This window comes from Microbacterium sp. KUDC0406, assembly GCF_021582875.1.
Taxonomy (GTDB): domain Bacteria; phylum Actinomycetota; class Actinomycetes; order Actinomycetales; family Microbacteriaceae; genus Microbacterium.
On record NZ_CP091138.1, the window covers coordinates 2135763 to 2154568 of the forward strand.

At 69.3% G+C, this 18806-nt stretch carries 11 protein-coding genes, 1 tRNA gene and 2 pseudogenes; 4 read left to right on the plus strand and 10 right to left on the minus strand.

Features of this window, described 5'->3' with window-relative positions:
• Positions 1–219: 219 nt before the first annotated feature.
• The 5 genes from L2X99_RS10690 to L2X99_RS10710 all read right to left on the minus strand — a co-directional run bounded on the left by L2X99_RS10690 (position 220) and on the right by L2X99_RS10710 (position 5534).
• Positions 220–708 carry an FBP domain-containing protein gene (locus tag L2X99_RS10690; RefSeq protein WP_236126756.1) on the minus strand — a complete coding sequence of 163 codons (489 nt, stop codon included), beginning with the start codon at positions 706–708 and terminating at the stop codon, positions 220–222.
• Entirely contained in the window at positions 696–1115 is a 420-nt protein-coding gene (locus tag L2X99_RS10695) for a hypothetical protein (RefSeq protein WP_236135090.1), read from the minus strand. Before L2X99_RS10695 ends, L2X99_RS10690 begins: the two co-directional genes overlap by 13 nt.
• Complete coding sequence (locus tag L2X99_RS10700) at positions 1061–3508, minus strand: multicopper oxidase domain-containing protein (protein WP_236126754.1); 2448 nt, start codon at positions 3506–3508, stop codon at positions 1061–1063. Before L2X99_RS10700 ends, L2X99_RS10695 begins: the two co-directional genes overlap by 55 nt.
• Positions 3505–4725 (minus strand): hypothetical protein, encoded by a 1221-nt coding sequence (locus L2X99_RS10705; protein ID WP_236126753.1) that lies wholly within the window; start codon positions 4723–4725, stop codon positions 3505–3507. Before L2X99_RS10705 ends, L2X99_RS10700 begins: the two co-directional genes overlap by 4 nt.
• Positions 4726–4880: 155 nt before the next feature.
• Complete coding sequence (locus tag L2X99_RS10710; protein WP_236126752.1) at positions 4881–5534, minus strand: helix-turn-helix transcriptional regulator; 654 nt, start codon at positions 5532–5534, stop codon at positions 4881–4883.
• Positions 5535–5593: 59 nt separating this feature from the next.
• On the opposite strand from L2X99_RS10710, the gene L2X99_RS10715 reads away from it, so the two are divergent.
• Together L2X99_RS10715 and L2X99_RS10720 are read left to right on the plus strand one after the other, a co-directional pair.
• Positions 5594–5908: a DUF2249 domain-containing protein gene (locus tag L2X99_RS10715; protein ID WP_236126751.1), complete on the plus strand. Its 315-nt coding sequence runs from the start codon at positions 5594–5596 to the stop codon at positions 5906–5908.
• A gap of 223 nt (positions 5909–6131) precedes the next feature.
• Positions 6132–6213 (plus strand) — tRNA-Tyr (locus L2X99_RS10720).
• A 50-nt stretch (positions 6214–6263) separates the two neighbouring features.
• Here the strand turns inward: L2X99_RS10720 and L2X99_RS10725 are convergent.
• Entirely contained in the window at positions 6264–7193 is a 930-nt protein-coding gene (locus L2X99_RS10725) for a PfkB family carbohydrate kinase (RefSeq protein WP_236126750.1), read from the minus strand.
• Between the two features lie 356 nt (positions 7194–7549).
• On the opposite strand from L2X99_RS10725, the gene L2X99_RS10730 reads away from it, so the two are divergent.
• Positions 7550–8143, plus strand: a complete 594-nt coding sequence (locus L2X99_RS10730; RefSeq protein ID WP_236126749.1) for a hypothetical protein — start codon at positions 7550–7552, stop codon at positions 8141–8143.
• Between the two features lie 206 nt (positions 8144–8349).
• Here L2X99_RS10730 and rpoC read toward each other — a convergent pair whose 3' ends face one another.
• Both rpoC and rpoB read right to left on the minus strand, forming a co-directional pair.
• Positions 8350–12225, minus strand: a complete 3876-nt coding sequence (rpoC, locus tag L2X99_RS10735) for a DNA-directed RNA polymerase subunit beta' (protein ID WP_236126748.1) — start codon at positions 12223–12225, stop codon at positions 8350–8352.
• A gap of 56 nt (positions 12226–12281) precedes the next feature.
• Positions 12282–15784, minus strand: a pseudogene (gene rpoB / locus L2X99_RS10740) (DNA-directed RNA polymerase subunit beta).
• A 200-nt stretch (positions 15785–15984) separates the two neighbouring features.
• On the opposite strand from rpoB, the gene L2X99_RS10745 reads away from it, so the two are divergent.
• Positions 15985–16845 carry a spermidine synthase gene (locus tag L2X99_RS10745; RefSeq protein ID WP_236135091.1) on the plus strand — a complete coding sequence of 287 codons (861 nt, stop codon included), beginning with the start codon at positions 15985–15987 and terminating at the stop codon, positions 16843–16845.
• Positions 16846–16860: 15 nt separating this feature from the next.
• Here the strand turns inward: L2X99_RS10745 and L2X99_RS18590 are convergent, their stop codons facing one another.
• Both L2X99_RS18590 and L2X99_RS18595 read right to left on the minus strand, forming a co-directional pair.
• Positions 16861–17061 (minus strand): carbohydrate-binding protein, encoded by a 201-nt coding sequence (locus tag L2X99_RS18590; RefSeq protein ID WP_442923528.1) that lies wholly within the window; start codon positions 17059–17061, stop codon positions 16861–16863.
• Positions 17041–18734, minus strand: a pseudogene (locus L2X99_RS18595) (glycosyl hydrolase family 18 protein); the annotation flags it as partial. The pseudogene L2X99_RS18595 and the gene L2X99_RS18590, both read right to left, overlap by 21 nt.
• Between the last annotated feature and the right edge of the window lie 72 nt (positions 18735–18806).

Consider the following 18806-nt stretch of genomic DNA (forward strand, 5'->3'; position numbering starts at 1 on the left):
GCGGAGGCACCCCCCTCAGCAGCATCCGCCCACACCCGCGCAAGGAGGAAAACGCCGACAACGACGCCTCCCCACCAGCAGAAACCTCCTCGCACGCGGAGGCCCCCCAGCAGCATCCGCCCACACCCACGCAAGGAGGAAAACGCCGACAACGACGCCTCCCCACCAGCAGAAACCTCCTCGCACGCGGAGGCACCGCCATCTCGGTCGACGCGGCCGTCAGTCCTCGAGCACCCGCTGCACGAGGTCGTGCATGCGGCGGCGCGTGCCGTCCAGCCGCATGTCGACCTGCCCGGGCGCGAGCACCTCGTTGGGCGCGAGCGGATGCGCCAGCCGTACGTTCTCATGGCACGACAGATCGGCGCACACGTAGGTGCCGACCGTGTCGCCGCGGCTGCCGCGCTCGCCCGCGCGCCGCGCGGCCCAGAGCGCGACCTGGTTGCCCGGTTGCATGGTGTGGCAGATGTTGCACATGCCTGAGCGCGTGCGCCCGCCGCCGGCGGTCTGCAGCACGATGCCGACGGTGCTTCCCTCGTGCTCGAGCAGCACATACCCGCGGCGCGATGACGACGGGTCGCGCCAGGCGAAGAAGTCGAGGTAGTCCCAGTCCGTGAGCAGGAAGTCGTGCGGCAGTTCGATCAACCGCAGTTCGTCGTCGCCGGCGTTGACGAAGGATGCCCGGACGTCGGCCTCGGTCAGCGGATGCATCGCCTCAGTCTATGCAGGCGGGTTCCCGACCCGCCGCCCCGCATCGCGTCGGAGATCTGCAGCATCCCGGACGCCGATGCGCGGCAGGCTCCGCGATTCTGCAGATCTCCGAGATGATGCCGCGGCACCGGGCCCGCCCACGACTCACCCCTCACGTCGAAGATGCCGTGCGCGCCGCGCTCCGCGTCGATCATGAAGTGCGAGACGAACGGGTAGTGCCCCGCCTCGGGGAAGGTCAGCTCGACGAATCCGCCCTGCGCCGGCATCAGCCCGAGCGCCTGCGACCCCGTGTCCGGCGACCGGTTCAGCAGATACCGCCCCTCCGCCCAGACCGTGTCGAACTGCCCGCCGATCACATGGAAGCTCGACGACCTCTCGATCCCGGCATCCAGCACCCAGACCCGCACGCGCTCCCCGACAGAGGCCGGTAGAGGCGCGTGGTCGTACTGGTTCGCGTAGCCGTTGAACACGACCAGATCAGGATCGCGCGTCGCGATCCTGTCGACGTCGACCTCGCCGCCGTCGTGGTCGCCCAGGTAGTACTCCCCTGCACCAGCACGTAGCTGCGATCGACGGCCGGCAGGTCGTCGGGCTCGATCACGACCGCTCCGTACATGCCGTTCGCGATGTGCGCGGTCATCGGCATGGTCGAGCAGTGATACATCCAGATACCGGCGCGGGTCGCGGTGAACGTGTAGGTCAGGCTCTCGCCCGGCGCGATCGTGCGCATCGGCCGGTCGGGAGCGAGCGACCCGGCGTGGAAGTCGATCGAATGCCCCATGGAGCCGTCGTTCACGAGCGTGATCTCGAAGGTGTCGCCGACGCGCCCGTGCAGCACCGGTCCCGGCGCGGTGCCGTTGTAGGTCCAGAGGGTCTGCGTCACTCCCGGAGCGACCTCGGTCTCGACATCGCGCGCGGTGAGGGTCAGCCTCCGATGCACAGGGCCATCGGATGCCGGCAGAGCCGGCAGCTCGGCGTCGTACGGCGAGAAGTCCTCGCCCGGGTCGGCCATCAGATCGATGGCTCCGGATGCCGCGTGATCGCCGTGCTCCCCGGCATCCGACGAACCGGCATCCGACGAACCGGCATCCGACGCGCCGGCATCCGTACTCGCGGATCCGGCCGCCGCGCCCGTCGCGACGATCGTCATCGTCATGCCCATCTGCCGGTGTCCGATGATCGAGCACCAGCCGTCGAGGTCGGCGGTGATCACGCCGACGTCGATGGTCTGCGATTCGCCCGGCGCGAGCCGACCGCCGGCGATGCCGTTCGCGAACACGAGATCGTGCACCTGCTCGGTGTCGGTGTTCGTCAGCTCGATCACCAGCCGCGTGCCCGCGGGCACCTCGATGTGGCTGGGCGTGAAGCGCATGTCCGCGGCCTCGACCTGCACGGTCTTGACCGGAGCATCCGCATCGCCGGCCGGCGCGGCCGACCAGCCGAACCCGGCCGGATCCGCTGCGGCGGGTACGGCGACCGCGAGCACCACGGCGAGCAGTCCCGCCACGGCCTGACCGGCGCGACGACCGCGCGGCTGCCGCCCCTCCGGCACGATCGGGCCCTCGCCCGGTTTCTCGAGTCGGAGCCCGCCGGCCTTCGCCCGGCGCTGCGCGCGCATCGCGAGGAACATGATCGGCAGGAACGACGCCATCGCGATCAGATAGAGCATGGATGCCACCACCCGCGACAGGCTCGACACCGGCAGCGCGCACACGGCGAGCGCGGCGTTCGCCGTCGTCACCCGCCAGGCGGCGCCCCGGTCGAACGCGGCCGTGCCGGTGCGCACCGGACTCGGCCCGCCGCCCAGCACCACGGGCACCAGGTAGCTGAGCGCTCCGACGAGCACCTGCGCGGCGAACCCGGCAGCCAGGTACGGCACGACGGCGTCGAGCAGCGCCGACACCGCGGCGAATCCCGTTCCGTCGGCGAACGCGACGATCGTGCCGGCGATGAGCATCGCGACGACCCCGGCCCACCAGATCAGCGCCATCCCGACCGACATCGCCGAGAAGCTGCGCGGAGGCTTGCTCTGCGCTGACCGCCACAGCGAGACGCCGATCACGATCAGCCCGCCCAGATAGCCCGCCAGGCCGAGGACGAGAACCGGCAGCCAGGCGAGCGCTGCGCCGAAGGCGGCGACCGAGACCCCGGCGGCGAGCCAGGGCAGGGCGCGGGCCGCGCCGTCGGCGGCGTGCGCGTCCGCACGGGTGCGCAGGATCGTCGGCCACAGCGTGACGACCGTGCCGGCGACGGTGAGCCCGATCCAGCCGAGCACGTTGATCAGCGCGTGCGCGAGCACGAGGTTGGGCAGGTCACCGCCGCGCGCCAGCAGCGCGCCGAGGGCCGCGCCGACGGTGAGCAGCGCTGCCGCGGCGATGTAGTACCTGACCGTTCGGCCGAACCGCCCCGGCATGCTGCGTCGGGCGCGGCGGTACAGGCTCGCGCCGTGCCAGGCGACGGCGACGATGAGGGATGCCGCGCCGGCGGCCGTGACGGCCCAGATGCCGCTGAGCACGCCGGCGATCACCAGCACGGCGCCGCCATTGGACAGGATGAGCCGGATGGTCTGCGTACGGACATCCGCCGGCGTCGCCCGGCCGCGCAGCAGCGCCCAGGAGAAGTACTGGCTCCACACCAGGATCGCGTGCGTGACGGCGCCGAGCAGCAGCAGATGGATCATCAGCCAGCCCGGCATCGGCAGGGCACGGTGGGCGACGGCGGCCACGACCGTCAGCAGCAGCCACACGACGGTCGGGATGTCGCGCATCGGCTGGAACCCGCGGTTCCTGACGGCGGTCACGACTTCTGCCCCTGCCCGAGCACCGCACTCGTCAGCGCCGTCACGACGAACAGCAGCAGCGCGACCACCCCGAGCACTCCGCCGAGCTGCCAGCCCACCGGCATCCCGAGTCCGTCACCGATCCACAGCCGCACGATCAGCGCGACCTGCAACAGCCCGATCGGCGCCCAGAACGCCGGGCGGTACGGCAGGGCGATCCGCAGCACGGCGGGCAGGATGCTGGTGGCGTGCGCCATGATCATCGAGAACACGTAGCCGAGGAACACCGCGTGCACGACCGCGTCGTAGGCGCGCTGCTCGGTGGGCGCGCCGAACAGCAGGACGACGCCGGCCACCGCGAGCCACACGTACCCGGCGAGGATGCACGCCGCCATGTACCGCGTCACCCCGGCTGCACGGATCGTGCGCCGCGCGACGTCGTGCACCAGCAGCCAGCCCACGAGCGAGAGCAGCACGATGCCGAGCAGGATCGCCCCGGCACCGGGGAAGACCGTGCCGACGACGAGCGCGGCCGTGATCGCCCACGCGTGCACCAGAAGACGGATGCCGGCACCCGCGCCCATCGTGATGCGTGCGAGCTCCACGCGCTCGGCCGCGATCGTCAGCACGACGAAGCCGATCAGCCACGGGAGCACCCGCGTCAGCGAGTCCTGACCGATCCAGATGAGCGCACCGGCGAGGCCGAGCCCGGCGGCGAGCAGCTGCGTGAGCAGCGCAGCGTCGTACTGCCGGCGCCAGAGCGGGATGTAGAGCAGCACGAACGCGGCCGCTCCCACAGCGAGCAGGGTCTTGCCGATCGGCAGCGGCACCGCGGTCACCAGCAGCAGGATGCCGCCGGCGCCGAGCAGCGCCGGGGCGAGGTAGCCGTACCAGCGGCCGAGCGCGGTAGCGCGCTCGAGAGCGATCAGCGTTCCGACGAAGCCCAGCACCAGCAGCATCCCGTGCACGTCGGGAAGGCGATCCGCGGTGACCGGTGCGGGCAGGCCGAGCAGGAGGAGGCCGGCGTCGAGGCCGGCGAGCAGGGCGAGACCTGCGGGCAGCAGCCAGATCAGGCGCCAGGACGGGGTTCGTCTCGTGGTCGCTCCGGCTCCCCCGGTCGTTGAGCGAGCGAAGCCTTCCCCGCCGGTCGTTGAGCGAGCGAAGCGAGACGAAACACCCTCACCCCCGCCGGAAGACTCACTCCGTTTCGCCTCGGTCGCTGGCGCTCCCTCACTCAACGACCCGCGGGAAACGCCCTCACCCTCCCCGGTCGTTGAGCGAGCGAAGCGAGACGAAACGCCCCCACCCTCCCCGGAAGACTCACTGCGTTTCGTCTCGGTCGCTGGCGCTCCCTCGCTCAACGACCCGCGGGAAACGCCCTCACCCTCCCCGGTCACGACGCGACCCGCAGGTGCAGGACGCAGGCGCCGTCGGCCGCGAACGGCAGCAGTTCGGCGTCCGCACTCTCGGAACGAGTGCGGGCGAGCCCCTCGATGAGTCCCTCGTGCACCGCGCACACGACGTCGGACCTGCGGGACGCGGCGGCGAGCAGCGGGCAGCTGCGCAGAATGATCGGGTCACCGGCATCCGTGTCATCGGGAGCGAATCCCTGTTCGCGCATGACCTCGAGCACGAGCGCGCGCGGGTCACTCGTCGACCGTCCCTCGGCGAGCTGGGCGCCCCAGGTGCGGCCGGCGGACCGGGCCTCCTGCACCGGGTGTTCGCTGGTGCGGACGAGCCCTTCGGCGAGGGCCAGTGCGAGGCCCGCGTAGGGAGCTTCAGCTGTGCTGCCGGCCGCACTCCAGCGCAGTGACGGGCGGCCGCGACCGGACGGCGCCTCCTTCTCTCGCACGATGTGACCGTCGGCGAGCAGACGCTCGAGGTGCCCGCGCACGGTGTTCTCGTGCAGGCCGGTCGCGGCGACCAGTTCGGCCGTGGATGCCGGATGGGCCTCGATCTCGCGCAGGATGCGTTCACGGCTGGAGGAGTGCCGCCGATCATCCGATGTCCTGCGACGGTTTTCCCCGGCGCTCAGCTTATTTTCCACGGGATCTAGTGTAATAAACTCAGCGGTGAACCCGCATCCGGGTGAGGACGGAGAAAACCATGGCGAACAACGAGATCCACCACTCACGGTCCGAGGCCGTCGATCAGAGCCCGACCGCGGGCTGCACCTGCGGCGAGCACGACGAGGAGCTGCCCGAACTCGACGTGCAGACCATTCCGCACGCCATCCGGCACGCGGCGATCTTCGGCGCCATCGAGTCGCTGCGTCCTGGCTCAGCGATGGTCGTCTCGGCCACGCACGACCCGGTGCCCCTGCTCACGCAGCTCGAGGCGAAGCATGGGGACCAGTTCCGCACCCGGTACCTCGACGAGGGCCCGGAGCGCTGGCGCATCCTGGTGCGCAACGTCGGCTGACCGGTCCTGCGCCGGTGCACTGTTCCGATCCGGCCTCGACACCCGCCTCGGGTCGAGAACGAGCTGGTCGAGGCGAAGATCGCGATCGCCAGGATCGAAGGCCCCGAACGCCGGCTGCAGCGCCTGTGATCGCCGCATCGCCTCGATTTCCGGAGCGGCGTCACGGCGGGTAATATGATTCTTCGCGCCCCCGGTTGGCTGTTCAAGTCGGACGGGTGTGCATGGCGAGTTGCCCGAGCGGCCAAAGGGAGCTGACTGTAAATCAGCCGCGGAATGCTTCGGGGGTTCGAATCCCTCACTCGCCACCCACAGAACCGAGACCCTCGCGAAGCGGGGGTCTCGGTTCGTTAACGCCTCAGCTTCCCTGCACCCCTCGGTCCGACTCGGCCAGGGACTCGGGAGTGCGCAGCAGGCCGCCCTCGGCGCGGCACGTCGCGGCGGCGATCAGCATCGCCCGGTCCAGGAGCGCCTGCCACCCCGCATCCGACGAGGGCGCGCCTTCCACGAGCCCTGCCGCGACCGCGGCGAGCGTCGCGTCACCGGCACCGACGGTGTCGACGATCCGGCCGGGCAGCGTCGTGATCGGGGCCGTCACCACTCCGGCATCCGTGTCGAGCACGGCCCCGTCGGCACCCGCCGTCGCCAGCACGGCGGTCGCTCCGGCGGCGCGCAGTCGCTCGCGCAGGGCCTCGAGATCTCCGTCGTAGAGCAGCGCAGCGTCGTCCGCTCCGACCTTGACCAGCGAGGCTCGAGCCGCCAGTCGTTCGAAGCCGCGCACGAACTCGTCGCGGTCCGTGAGCATCCCCGCCCGCGGGTTGGGATCGATGGCGAGCGGCGCTTCGCCCAGCGCGTCGACCAGGGCGTCCGTCTCGGCGGGCACGTCGAACGGGAAGCAGCTGACGGCCACGATCCCCGCATCCGCGATCGCCCTGCGCGCGGCATCGTCGTAACGGATGCTGCGCCGCTGCGCGGCCTCGTTGAACACGTACTCCGGCTCGCCGTTCGGCGCGCGGCTCACGACGGCGCGCGAGGAGCCCAGCGCGGACGGGCTCTCGACCAGCGCGACGCCATGGTCGGCCAGGTACTCGCGGATGTGCGCGCCCGGCTCGTCCGCGCCGACCATCGCGATGAGCGTCACCGGCACGCCGAGTCGGCGCAGGCCGACCGCGACGTTCAGTGCGGCACCGCCGACGAGTTCGCGCACGCCGCGGTCATCCCGGATCTCGTCGATCAGGGCGTCTCCGATGACGACCGCGCCGCGTGCCGTTTCCTGCTCCTGCTCCATCCCGCGAGACTATCGCGCCGCCCCGACGTCGACTGGCTCCGGCGCCCCCTCTGGCTCCGGCGCCCCAATGGCTCCGGCGCCCCCACTCGCCGACACCCCTCCTTGTTGCCGCCGCCCCTCCGCAGCAGCCGACAACCAGGCGGGGCCTCGACAACCAGACAGGGCGTCCCAAACCCCGACACCCCTCCGGGTTGCCGAGACCCCACCGCAGCAACGAGCAACCAGACGGGGTCTCGGCAACCAGACGGGGTCTCGGCAACCAGACGGGGCCTCGGCAACCGGACGGGGCGCCACGCAGACGGGGGTTCGGCGCGTTTCGTGCGCGACGCAGCGAGGCCCAGGACTAGCCTGTGGCCATGAGAGCCGCGCGCGTGTTCGCCATCGCCGCCGCCGTCGCGGCATCCGTCCTGCTCGCGGGCTGCGCGCCTGCGGCATCCGATCCGGGCGACGCCGACACGAAGCCGACGACGTCGTCGACGAAGGGCACGGATGCCGGCGACAAGACGCCGTCCCCCACGGCGACGCCGACCGTGAAGCCGGTGGCGATCCCGAAGGACTGCCGGAACATCCTCTCGGCCGCCGTGCTCGCCCAGCTGAAGGACGTGCCGCTGAACGACAAGGCCTTCGGCCCCTCCGGCACACTCGACGACGGATCGCTCAAGTGCGTGTGGGGCGACCCGCAGGCCGACACGACGGGACTCGTCACGACGATCGAGCACGAGCGCAGCGGAGCGGCCCTGGAGAAGCTCAACGCCCTGATGGACGAGGGCTACACCTGCTACACGCCCGACGAGGGCACCCGCTGCGAGAAGGTCTGGAAGAACGAGGACTACCCGGTTACCGACGGCCGCACGCTGTTCTACCGGCAGGGTGTGCTCATCGACACCCAGTACTCGAACCTCGCCCCGAAGGGCTATACCGACGCGATCATCGCGAGCATCTGGAACTGACCCAGGCCCGCGCGAGCCACCCGCCCGGGAGGAGGTCGCAGGTTCAGGAGGAGGATCCTCCGCGAAACATCCTCCCGGACGAGCGAACTCCTCCCGGACGAGCGAGCTCCTCCCGGACGAGGAGTCTCGGGCCCCGGGCGAGCACGACCTACGACGAAGGCCCCGGACCCTCCGAAGAGGGGCCGGGGCCTCTGTCACATCAGCACTCAGTTGTAGGTGCCGGGCGTGATGTCGTCGGTCGAGAACGCGTCGAAGTCGACGTAGCCGAAGTCGCCCTCGGCGTACGCGCCGTCGGATGCGAAGATCCGGTTCGGGTAGCGCTCGCTCTTGGCCTCCTCGGTCGCCTCGACCGTGATGTCACGGTACTTGGCGAGACCGGTTCCGGCCGGGATGAGCTTACCGATGATGACGTTCTCCTTGAGGCCGACCAGCGGGTCGCGCTTGCCCTCCATGGCGGCCTGCGTGAGCACGCGGGTCGTCTCCTGGAAGGACGCGGCCGACAGCCAGGACTCGGTCGCCAGCGAAGCCTTGGTGATACCCATCAGCTCCGGACGGCCCGACGCCGGGCGCTTGCCCTCGGACACCGACTCGCGGTTGATCGACTGGTAGCGCTTGAGGTCGACCATCTCGCCGGGCAGCAGGGTCGTGTCGCCGTGGTCGACGACGGTGACCTTGCGCAGCATCTGGCGCACGATGACCTCGATGTGCTTGTCGTGGATCGGCACACCCTGCGAGCGGTAGACGCCCTGCACGCCATTGACGAGGTAACGCTGCACCTCGCGGGCGCCCATGACGCGCATGACCTCCTTGGGGTCGAGCGTGCCGACCTGCAGAGGCTGACCGACGGTGACGTGCTGCCCGTTCTCGACGAGAAGCGTCGCACGCCTCAGCACCGGGTAGACCACCTCTTCCTCACCGCTGTCGGGCGTCAGGATGACCTTCTTGCCCTTGTCGTTCTCCTCGATCGTGATGCGGCCGTCGGCCTCGGCGATCGGGGAGGCGCCCTTCGGCGTGCGAGCCTCGAAGAGCTCCTGCACGCGCGGCAGACCCTGGGTGATGTCATCGGCCGAGGCCGAACCACCGGTGTGGAAGGTACGCATCGTCAGCTGGGTACCGGGCTCACCGATCGACTGGGCCGCGATGATGCCGACGGCCTCGCCGATGTCGACGGTCTTGCCGGTCGCGAGCGAACGGCCGTAGCACTGCGCGCAGACGCCGACGGCCGAGTCGCAGGTCAGGACGGAGCGGACCTTGATGGTCTCGACACCGGCCTCGACCAGCTTGTCGATCAGCACGTCGCCCACGTCGTCACCGGCCGAGGCGAGGACCTCGCCCGACTCGCTGACGACATCGGATGCCAGGGTGCGGGCGAACACCGAGTTCTCGACGTTCGCGTCGCGGACCAGCTCACCCTGCGAGTTCGGAGCCGCGATGGGCAGCTCGAGACCCTTGGACGTGCCGCAGTCCTGCTCGCGGATGATGACATCCTGCGAGACGTCCACCAGACGACGGGTCAGGTAACCCGAGTCGGCGGTGCGCAGAGCGGTGTCGGCCAGACCCTTACGAGTACCGTGCGTCGCGATGAAGTACTCCGCCACCGACAGACCCTCGCGGTACGAGGAGATGATCGGACGCGGGATGATCTCACCCTTGGGGTTGTTCACCAGACCGCGCATACCCGCGATGTTGCGGATCTGCAGCCAGTTACCACGAGCGCCCGACGACACCATGCGGTTGATGGTGTTGTCGATCGGGAAGTTCGCCTTCATCGCGGCCTGGACCTCGTCGGTCGCCTCGGTCCAGATCTTGATGAGCTCCTGGCGACGCTCGGCGTCGGTGGTGAGACCCTTCTCGTACTGCGACTGGACCTTCGCGGCCTGCTTCTCGTAGCCGGCCACGATCTCCGCCTTGTTCGGCGGGGTGAGGATGTCGCTCAGCGCCACCGTGACACCCGAACGGGTGGCCCAGTAGAAGCCGGCGTCCTTGATGCGGTCCAGCGTCGCCGCCGTCTCGACCTTGGGGTACTCCTCGGCCAGCTTGTTGACGATCTGCGACAGCTTGCCCTTGTCGGCGACCTCGCGCACGAACGGGTAGCCCTTCGGCAGTGCGTCGTTGAAGATCGCCTGACCCAGCGAGGCGTCGAGAAGACCATGACGCTCGTATCCCTCGGGGGCCTCGCCCTCGAGGAAGGTCAGACCGGGAACGCGGATGCGGACCTTCGCCTGCAGGTCGAGCGTGCCCTCGTCGCGGGCCAGCATCGCCTCGCCGACCGAGCCGAACGCACGGCCCTCACCGGCGGCACCGGGGGTGACGGTGGTGAGGTGGTGCAGACCGATGATCATGTCCTGCGAGGGCAGGGTCACCGGGCGGCCGTCGGACGGCTTGAGGATGTTGTTCGACGCGAGCATCAGCACGCGGGCCTCGGCCTGAGCCTCGACCGACAGCGGCAGGTGCACGGCCATCTGGTCACCGTCGAAGTCCGCGTTGAAGGCGGCGCAGACGAGCGGGTGCAGCTGGATGGCCTTGCCCTCGACGAGCTGAGGCTCGAAGGCCTGGATGCCCAGGCGGTGCAGGGTGGGGGCGCGGTTCAGCAGCACGGGGCGCTCGCGGATGATCTCCTCGAGCACGTCCCAGACCTCGGGACGGGTGCGCTCGACGGCGCGCTTCGCGGCCTTGATGTTCTGCGAGTGACCGAGGTCGATCAGGCGCTTGATCACGAACGGCTTGAACAGCTCCAGAGCCATCTGCTTGGGCAGACCGCACTGGTGCAGCTTCAGCTGCGGGCCGACGACGATGACCGAACGGCCCGAGTAGTCGACGCGCTTGCCGAGCAGGTTCTGGCGGAAACGACCCTGCTTGCCCTTCAGCATGTCGCTGAGGGACTTCAGGGCACGGTTGCCGGTACCGGTGACGGGGCGACCGCGGCGGCCGTTGTCGAACAGTGCGTCGACGGCCTCCTGCAGCATCCGCTTCTCGTTGTTGACGATGATCTCGGGGGCGCCGAGGTCGATCAGACGACGCAGACGGTTGTTGCGGTTGATCACGCGACGGTACAGGTCGTTCAGGTCGGAGGTCGCGAAGCGGCCACCGTCCAGCTGCACCATCGGACGCAGCTCCGGCGGGATCACCGGGACGACGTCGAGCACCATCGCGGCCGGGCTCATGCCGGTCTCGAGGAACGAGTTGACGACCTTCAGACGCTTGATCGCACGGATCTTGCGCTGGCCCTTGCCCTCGGCGATCTGCAGCCGCAGCGACTCGGCCTCGGCGGCCAGGTCGAAGGCGGCCAGGCGACGCTGGATGGACTCGGCGCCCATGTAGGCCTCGAAGTACTGACCGAAGCGGTCCTGCAGCTCGTGGAAGACGTCGTCCTCGGGACGCAGCGCGCCCACCTCGAGGGTGCGGAAGTCCTCCCACACGCGCTCGAGCTTGGCGATGGCCTCGTCGGCACCCTTGCGGGTGAGGGTCATCTCCTTCTCGGCGGCGTCCTTGACCTTCTTCTTCTGGTCGGCCTTGGCGCCCTCCGCCTCGAGTGCGGCGAGCTCCTCCTCCAGCCTGGCCATCCGCTCCGCGATCTTGGCGTCGCGGCGGTCGCCGAGCGTCTTCAGCTCGAGACGGATGTTGTTCTCCTGCGTGGCGAGGTCGCGGTGACGAGCATCCTCGTCGACCGAGATCACCATGTAGGCGGCGAAGTAGATGACCTTCTCGAGGTCCTTCGGCGCCATGTCGAGCAGGTACCCGAGGCGCGAGGGCACGCCCTTGAAGTACCAGATGTGCGTCACGGGCGCGGCGAGCTCGATGTGGCCCATGCGCTCGCGGCGGACGGAGCTCTTGGTGACCTCCACGCCGCAGCGCTCGCAGACGATGCCCTTGAAGCGGACGCGCTTGTACTTGCCGCAGGCGCACTCCCAGTCACGGCTGGGTCCGAAGATCTGCTCGCCGAAGAGGCCGTCCTTCTCGGGCTTGAGCGTGCGGTAGTTGATCGTCTCGGGCTTCTTGACCTCGCCGTACGACCATCCGCGGATGTCGTCAGCGGTCGCCAGTCCGATCCGAAGCTCATCGAAAGTTGTTGCGTCGAGCACTGAGTTCTCCTGTGTCGAAATTCTTCTGAAGAAAAGTTGGATGCCGGGGGCCGGCGTCAGATCTCGTCGATCGACGCGGCCTCGAAGCGGCTGGAGATGTTGATGCCGAGCTCCTCCGCTGCGCGGAAGGCCTCGTCATCCGTGTCGCGCAGGTTCACAGCCGTGCCGTCGGCCGAGAGCACCTCGACGTTCAGGCAGAGGGACTGCATCTCCTTCATGAGCACCTTGAAGGACTCCGGAATGCCCGGCTCCTGGATGTTCTCGCCCTTGACGATCGCCTCGTACACCTTGACGCGGCCGAGGATGTCGTCGGACTTGATCGTCAGCAGCTCCTGCAGCGCGTAGGCGGCGCCGTAGGCCTCGAGCGCCCAGACCTCCATCTCACCGAAGCGCTGGCCACCGAACTGGGCCTTACCGCCGAGCGGCTGCTGGGTGATCATCGAGTAGGGCCCGTCGAGCGTGCGTGGATCTTGTCGTCGACGAGGTGGTGCAGCTTCAGGATGTACATGTAGCCCACCGAGACCGGGGCCGGGAACGGCTCGCCGGAGCGGCCGTCGAACAGCTGGGTCTTGCCGGACGCGTCGATCAGGCGGTCGCCGTCGCGGGTGGGGAGCGTCGAGTCGAGCAGACCCGAGATCTCCTGCTCGCTGGCGCCGTCGAACACCGGGGTCGCGACCTTGGTGTTCGGGGCGACGTCGCGCGCCTCGTCGGACAGCTTGACGGCCCACTCGGGGTTGCCCTCGACCTTCCAGCCGGTCTTGGCGATCCACCCGAGGTGGGTCTCCAGCACCTGGCCGAAGTTCATGCGGCCCGGGATGCCGAGCGGGTTCAGGACCACGTCGACCGGGGTGCCGTCCGAGAGGAACGGCATGTCCTCGACCGGCAGGATCTTCGCGATGACGCCCTTGTTGCCGTGGCGGCCGGCGAGCTTGTCGCCCTCGGTGATCTTGCGCTTCTGGGCGATGTAGACCACGACGCGGCGGTTGACGCCCGAGCCCAGCTCGTCGTCGCCCTCCTCGGCGTTGAACTCCTTGACCGCGATGATCGTGCCCTGCTCGCCGTGCGGCACCTTCAGGGAGGTGTCACGGACCTCGCGGCTCTTCTCGTTGAAGATCGCGCGGAGCAGGCGCTCCTCGGCGGAGAGCTCGGTCTCGCCCTTCGGTGTGACCTTTCCGACCAGGATGTCGCCGGGGCGGACCTCGGCGCCGATGCGGATGATGCCGCGCTCGTCGAGGTCCTTCAGCAGCTCGGGGCTGACGTTGGGGAGGTCACGGGTGATCTCCTCCTTGCCCAGCTTGGTGTCGCGGGCGTCGACCTCGTACTCCTCGATGTGGATCGACGAGAGGGTGTCGTCCTTCACCAGCTCCTGGCTCAGGATGATGGCGTCCTCGAAGTTGTGGCCCTCCCACGGCATGAACGCCACGAGCAGGTTCTTTCCGAGCGCCAGCTCGCCGTTCTCGGTCGCCGGACCGTCGGCGATGACCTCGCCGACCTCGACGCGCTCACCGGCGGAGACGATCACGCGCTGGTTGTACGACGTGCCCTGGTTGGAGCGGTCGAACTTGCGCAGGTGGTACTCCTGGATGCCGCCCTCGTCGAGCTGCACGGTGACCTTGTCTGCGGAGACCTCGGAGACGACACCGGCCTTCGCGGCGGTGACCACGTCACCGGCGTCGATCGCGGTGTAGCCCTCCATACCGGTGCCGACCAGCGGCGAGTCCGAGCGGAGCAGCGGCACGGCCTGGCGCTGCATGTTCGCGCCCATCAGCGCGCGCTGCGCGTCGTCGTGCTCGAGGAAGGGCACGAGCGAGGTCGCGACCGACACCATCTGGCGCGGTGAGACGTCGATGTAGCCGATCTCCTCCGGCACGAACAGGTCCACCTCGCCCGAGCCGCCCTTCGGACGCGCGAGGACGTGGCTCTCGGTGAAGCGGCCCTTGGCGTCGAGCGGCGCGTTGGCCTGAGCGATGTTGAAGTCGCTCTCCTCGGCAGCGGTCAGGTAGTCGATGTGCTCGGTGACGGCACCGTTCTCGACCTTGCGGTACGGGGTCTCGATGAAGCCGAACGAGTTGATGCGCGCGAACGTCGCGAGCGCACCGATCAGGCCGATGTTCGGGCCTTCCGGAGTCTCGATCGGGCACATGCGGCCGTAGTGCGAGGGGTGCACGTCACGGACCTCGACGCCGGCGCGGTCGCGGCTCAGACCACCGGGGCCCAGGGCCGACAGGCGGCGCTTGTTGGTCAGACCCGCGAGCGGGTTGTTCTGATCCATGAACTGCGACAGCTGCGAGGTGCCGAAGAACTCCTTGATCGCGGCCACGACGGGGCGCACGTTGATCAGGGTCTGCGGGGTGATCGCCTCGATGTCCTGCGTGGTCATGCGCTCGCGGACGACGCGCTCCATGCGGGACAGACCGGTGCGGACCTGGTTCTGGATCAGCTCGCCGACCGCGCGGATGCGGCGGTTGCCGAAGTTGTCGATGTCGTCGACAGCCAGGCGGATCTCGGTCTTCTTGCCGCCGCGGATGCCCTCGAAGGTCTCGTCGCCGCGGTGCAGGCGCACCATGTACTTGATCGTCGCGACGATGTCGTCGCGGGTCAGCACCGAGTCGGTCAGCGGGTTCGCCAGGCCGAGCTTCTGGTTGATCTTGTAGCGACCCACCTTGGCCAGGTCGTAGCGCTTCGGGTTGAAGTAGAAGTTGTCCAGCAGCGAGCGCGCGGCCTCGGCGGCGACCTGCTCGCCCGGACGCAGCTTGCGGTAGATGTCGCGGAGGGCGTCCTCCTGCGTGAGGATGGTGTCCTTCGCCAGGGTCTCCTCGATGGTGTCAAAGCCGGCGAACTCGGCGAGGATCTCCTCGCTGGTCAGGCCCAGCGCCTTCAGGAAGACGGTGACGGACTGCTTGCGCTTGCGGTCGATGCGCACACCGACCTGGTCGCGCTTGTCGATCTCGAACTCGAGCCAGGCGCCGCGCGACGGGATGACGCGCGCCGACACGATGTCCTTGTCGCTCGTCTTGTCGGGAGTCTTGTCGAAGTAGACACCGGGCGAACGCACCAGCTGCGAGACGACGACGCGCTCGGAGCCGTTGATGATGAATGTGCCCTTGTCGGTCTGCAGCGGGAAGTCGCCCATGAAGACCGTCTGGGTCTTGATCTCACCGGTCTGGTGGTTCATGAACTCGGCCTCGACGTACAGCGGGGCGGCGTAGGTCTTGCCGCGCTCCTTGCACTCGTCGATCGAGTACTTCTCCGGCTCCAGGTACGGGTTCGTGAAGCTCAGCTGCATCGTCTCGCCGAGGTCTTCGATCGGGGAGATCTCCTCGAAGATCTCACCGAGACCAGAGACCTCGGACACGTCGGTGCGGCCGGCCTTCTTCGCCTCGGCGACGCGCGCCTTCCAGGCGTCGTTGCCGACCAGCCAGCCGAAGGACTCGGTCTGGAGGGCGAGAAGGTCGGGGACCGTCAGCGTGTCGGAGATCTTGGCGAACGAGAGACGGGATGCTCCGCGTCCGTTCTTGGGTGTGGTGGTGGAAGTGGATGCGTTGCGAGCAGCAGCCAAGGGAATAACCTCCGTGAGCCTGTGCGGGGCTCGTTGATTCCTCGTCGTCGGTGGAGTGCGCGCGCAGGTCTCAACATGCCGACCACCATATGAGGGCAGGGAGAAGCGAGCGCAACTACCTACTATATGCCGGATTCCGCGACATGGCAAGTGAGGTTCTTGACGATTTCCTGAGTGTGGGGTATGAGTACGCTCGAGTCATGGGACGGTCGCGCGCGAAGCACGAGGAGAACCCCCGGGCGCGACTGGATCACGGCGGCACCGCCGAGATCGCGGCATCCGCGTTCACCAGCGGATACGAGCTGATCGTCGACGGCACCCCCCAGTCGCACGTCGACCTGGACGACCCGACGCACCTGCACTTCGAGTACATCGTGCGGATGGGCGCGGTGATCGACCAGCTGCCGGCCGGCCCGCTGACCGCGGTGCACCTCGGGGCCGGCGCGCTCACCATCCCGCGCTACGTCGAGGCGACCCGCCCCGGTTCCCGGCAGCAGGTCATCGAGCTCGAGGCGCCGCTCGTGCAGCTGGTGCGCGAGCACCTTCCGCTGCCGAAGGGCGCATCCATCCGGGTGCGGATCGGCGATGCGCGCGAGGGCGTCGGCCGGCTGCCCGCCGCTCTGCAGGGCACCTGCGATCTCGTCGTGTCGGACGTCTTCTCGGGTGCGCAGACCCCCGCGGATCTCACCAGCGTGGAGTTCTACCGCGAGCTGTCCGCGCTGCTCGCGCCCGACGGCGTGCTCCTGGCGAACATCGCCGACGGCCCCGGCCTGGCGTTCGCGCGCCGCCAGGTCGCCACGGTGCAGACGGTGTTCGAGGATGTCGCGGTGCTGGCCGACGCCCAGGTGCTGAAGGGCCGCCGGTTCGGGAACCTCGTAATCGCGGCATCCGCCGCTCCCCTGCCCACGGAGTGGCTGCCGCGGATGCTGGCCGCAGGGCCGCACCCCGCGAAGATCGCGCAGGGCGCCGAGGTCGCGAGCTTCGCGCAGAAGGCCCGCGTCGTGACGGACGCCGATGCCGTGGCATCCCCCCGTCCCGACGCGAGCCTCTTCCTGCGCTGACGCCAGGCGGCGGCGTCAGCCGGCGACCCAGGGCGAGTTCTCGCCGCCCGGCGCATCGCCTCGCGTCCACCAGCGCGCGGTGTATCTGATTCCGTCGTGCACGACCATGTCTCCCGCGACGTACACGTGATCGGCGAACCAGGCCTGCGCGGCGTCGGAGTCCGCGGCGCAGTCGACGTCCGTCTGCCAGGGGCCGTTCTTCGCAGTGCCGGGCATGGTGCCCTTCGCGTACCAGAGCGCCTGGAACACCTTGCCGTCGAGAGTCACCCTGTCACCGCCGCCGTAGGTGCGCCCGGCGTTCCAGATCGGCGTCGCCGCGCAGACCGTCTTCTCGGTGCCCGCGACCGGGCCGGGGGCTGCGGCGCGCAGCGCGTCCGCCCCTGCCGTCGACAGCTCGCCCTTCGCATCGCCGGCGATCTGCCAGTAGTCCACACCGCCCAGCCCCTGGGCGATCGCCCATCTGGTCTTCTCAGTGACCGCGGTGGGGTCGTCGAGCGAGAACCACTCGCGGGTCCCGGAGTTGTAGCCGTAGGTGGCGTTGAACTCGCCGTCGGCGGTGCGCTCGTGCGTGTACTCCAGGCCGGCGTCCTGCAGCTGGTCCCACGTGCGCGTGCCGCCGTCGATGCCGCCGCCGGACTGCTGCCACGGCTCGTGATCGGCGTCCTTCCAGCCCTGTCCGTAGGCGGCCAGCCCGAGGTTCAGCTTCGCCGCGGGAACGCCGGCACTGCGGTAGGTGGCGACGATGGTGTCCAGGCCGAGCCCCCAGTTGTGGTCGGGGTCGCCGTGGACGTTGCCCTGGTGGCCGGTGAGCGGATCCCAGGTGCCCCACAGGTCGTAGCCCTGCAGGTTGCCGAAGTCGAGGTTCTGCCAGAGCCCGGGATCGTTCCAGCCGCCGGCGGTGATCACACCGGGGCTGGCGGGCAGGAATGCGGAGATCTCGTACTCACGGCCGGTGCTCGCCTCACGGGCATCCAGTGCGGCGCGCAGCTCCTGCACGAACGCGAGGAAGTTGGCCCGGTCGTTCACCGGATCGACGGCGTTGCCGGCCTCCTGCGACCAGTCCGGCGCTCCCGGCCACTCCCAGTCCAGGTCGAAGCCGTCGAACAGCCCTGCCGCCGCGCCGGGGCCGCCGCGGCCGTCGATCACCGGCAGGTCTCCGTCGAGGTAGATGTCGATGCACGACTCCACCAGCGCGGTGCGGCGCTCGGGGTCGCGACGGCGGTCGAGAACGACTTCGACCACGACCATCCGCCCAGCGACACCAGCACACGCAGGTCGGGGTTGATCCTCTTCAGCTGCGCCACCTGGTTCATCGCGCCGGCGAGCTTCTGATTCTTCGTGTCGGCGATGCCCAGCACCGACTCGTCGGCCGAGTAGGCGCGCATGAAGTCGGCCTGCGCCTCGCCGGCGGTCTCGGTCTCGCCCGCCGCCGGGGCGACGCCGTCGGAGATGAAGCAGGTGTAGGGCTGCACGCCGTCGAGGCCCTGCACGCCGTCGGCGCGGGCGGCGTCGAGCGCCTCCTCGCTGCCGGCGATGTTGCCGAACGAGTAGTTCAGGTGGGTCAGGGCGCCGCTGTGCGCGCCGGCCGTGAACAGCGTCTTGAGAGAGGTGGCCGGGTCGTTCGCCATCCACTGCCCGTAGTAGCCGACGTTGCGGTACCCGTTGATCGTCGTGGTGCCCGGCACGGCGTCGCCGGCGACCGACACCTTCGGAGCGTCATCCGCCACGGCGACGGACGCCGGCAGGAGCGCGGCGGCGAGGGCGAATGATCCGAGCACCACGACGGGCGCGAGGCGCCTGCGGCGGGCAGAGGCGTCGGATGCGGGAGGCATGGGAACTCCTTCGTTCGGGTGCGCCGGATGTGCGCGCTCCCGGACAGGATGCCGCATGCGCCGGCATCCGGCCAGGGCACGGACGCAGGAATGTGGAGAACACGTACCCGGCTCGACGGTGTGGAACGA

Bases quoted from the DNA above. Each gene is read 5' to 3' on its own strand.
- L2X99_RS10690 (WP_236126756.1), bottom strand. From the start codon at position 708: ATGCATCCGCTGACCGAGGCCGACGTCCGGGCATCCTTCGTCAACGCC.
- L2X99_RS10715 (WP_236126751.1), top strand. From the start codon at position 5,594: ATGGCGAACAACGAGATCCACCACTCACGGTCCGAGGCCGTCGATCAG.
- L2X99_RS10725 (WP_236126750.1), bottom strand. From the start codon at position 7,193: ATGGAGCAGGAGCAGGAAACGGCACGCGGCGCGGTCGTCATCGGAGAC.
- L2X99_RS10730 (WP_236126749.1), top strand. From the start codon at position 7,550: ATGAGAGCCGCGCGCGTGTTCGCCATCGCCGCCGCCGTCGCGGCATCC.
- L2X99_RS10745 (WP_236135091.1), top strand. From the start codon at position 15,985: ATGGGACGGTCGCGCGCGAAGCACGAGGAGAACCCCCGGGCGCGACTG.
- L2X99_RS18590 (WP_442923528.1), bottom strand. From the start codon at position 17,061: ATGCCCGGCACTGCGAAGAACGGCCCCTGGCAGACGGACGTCGACTGC.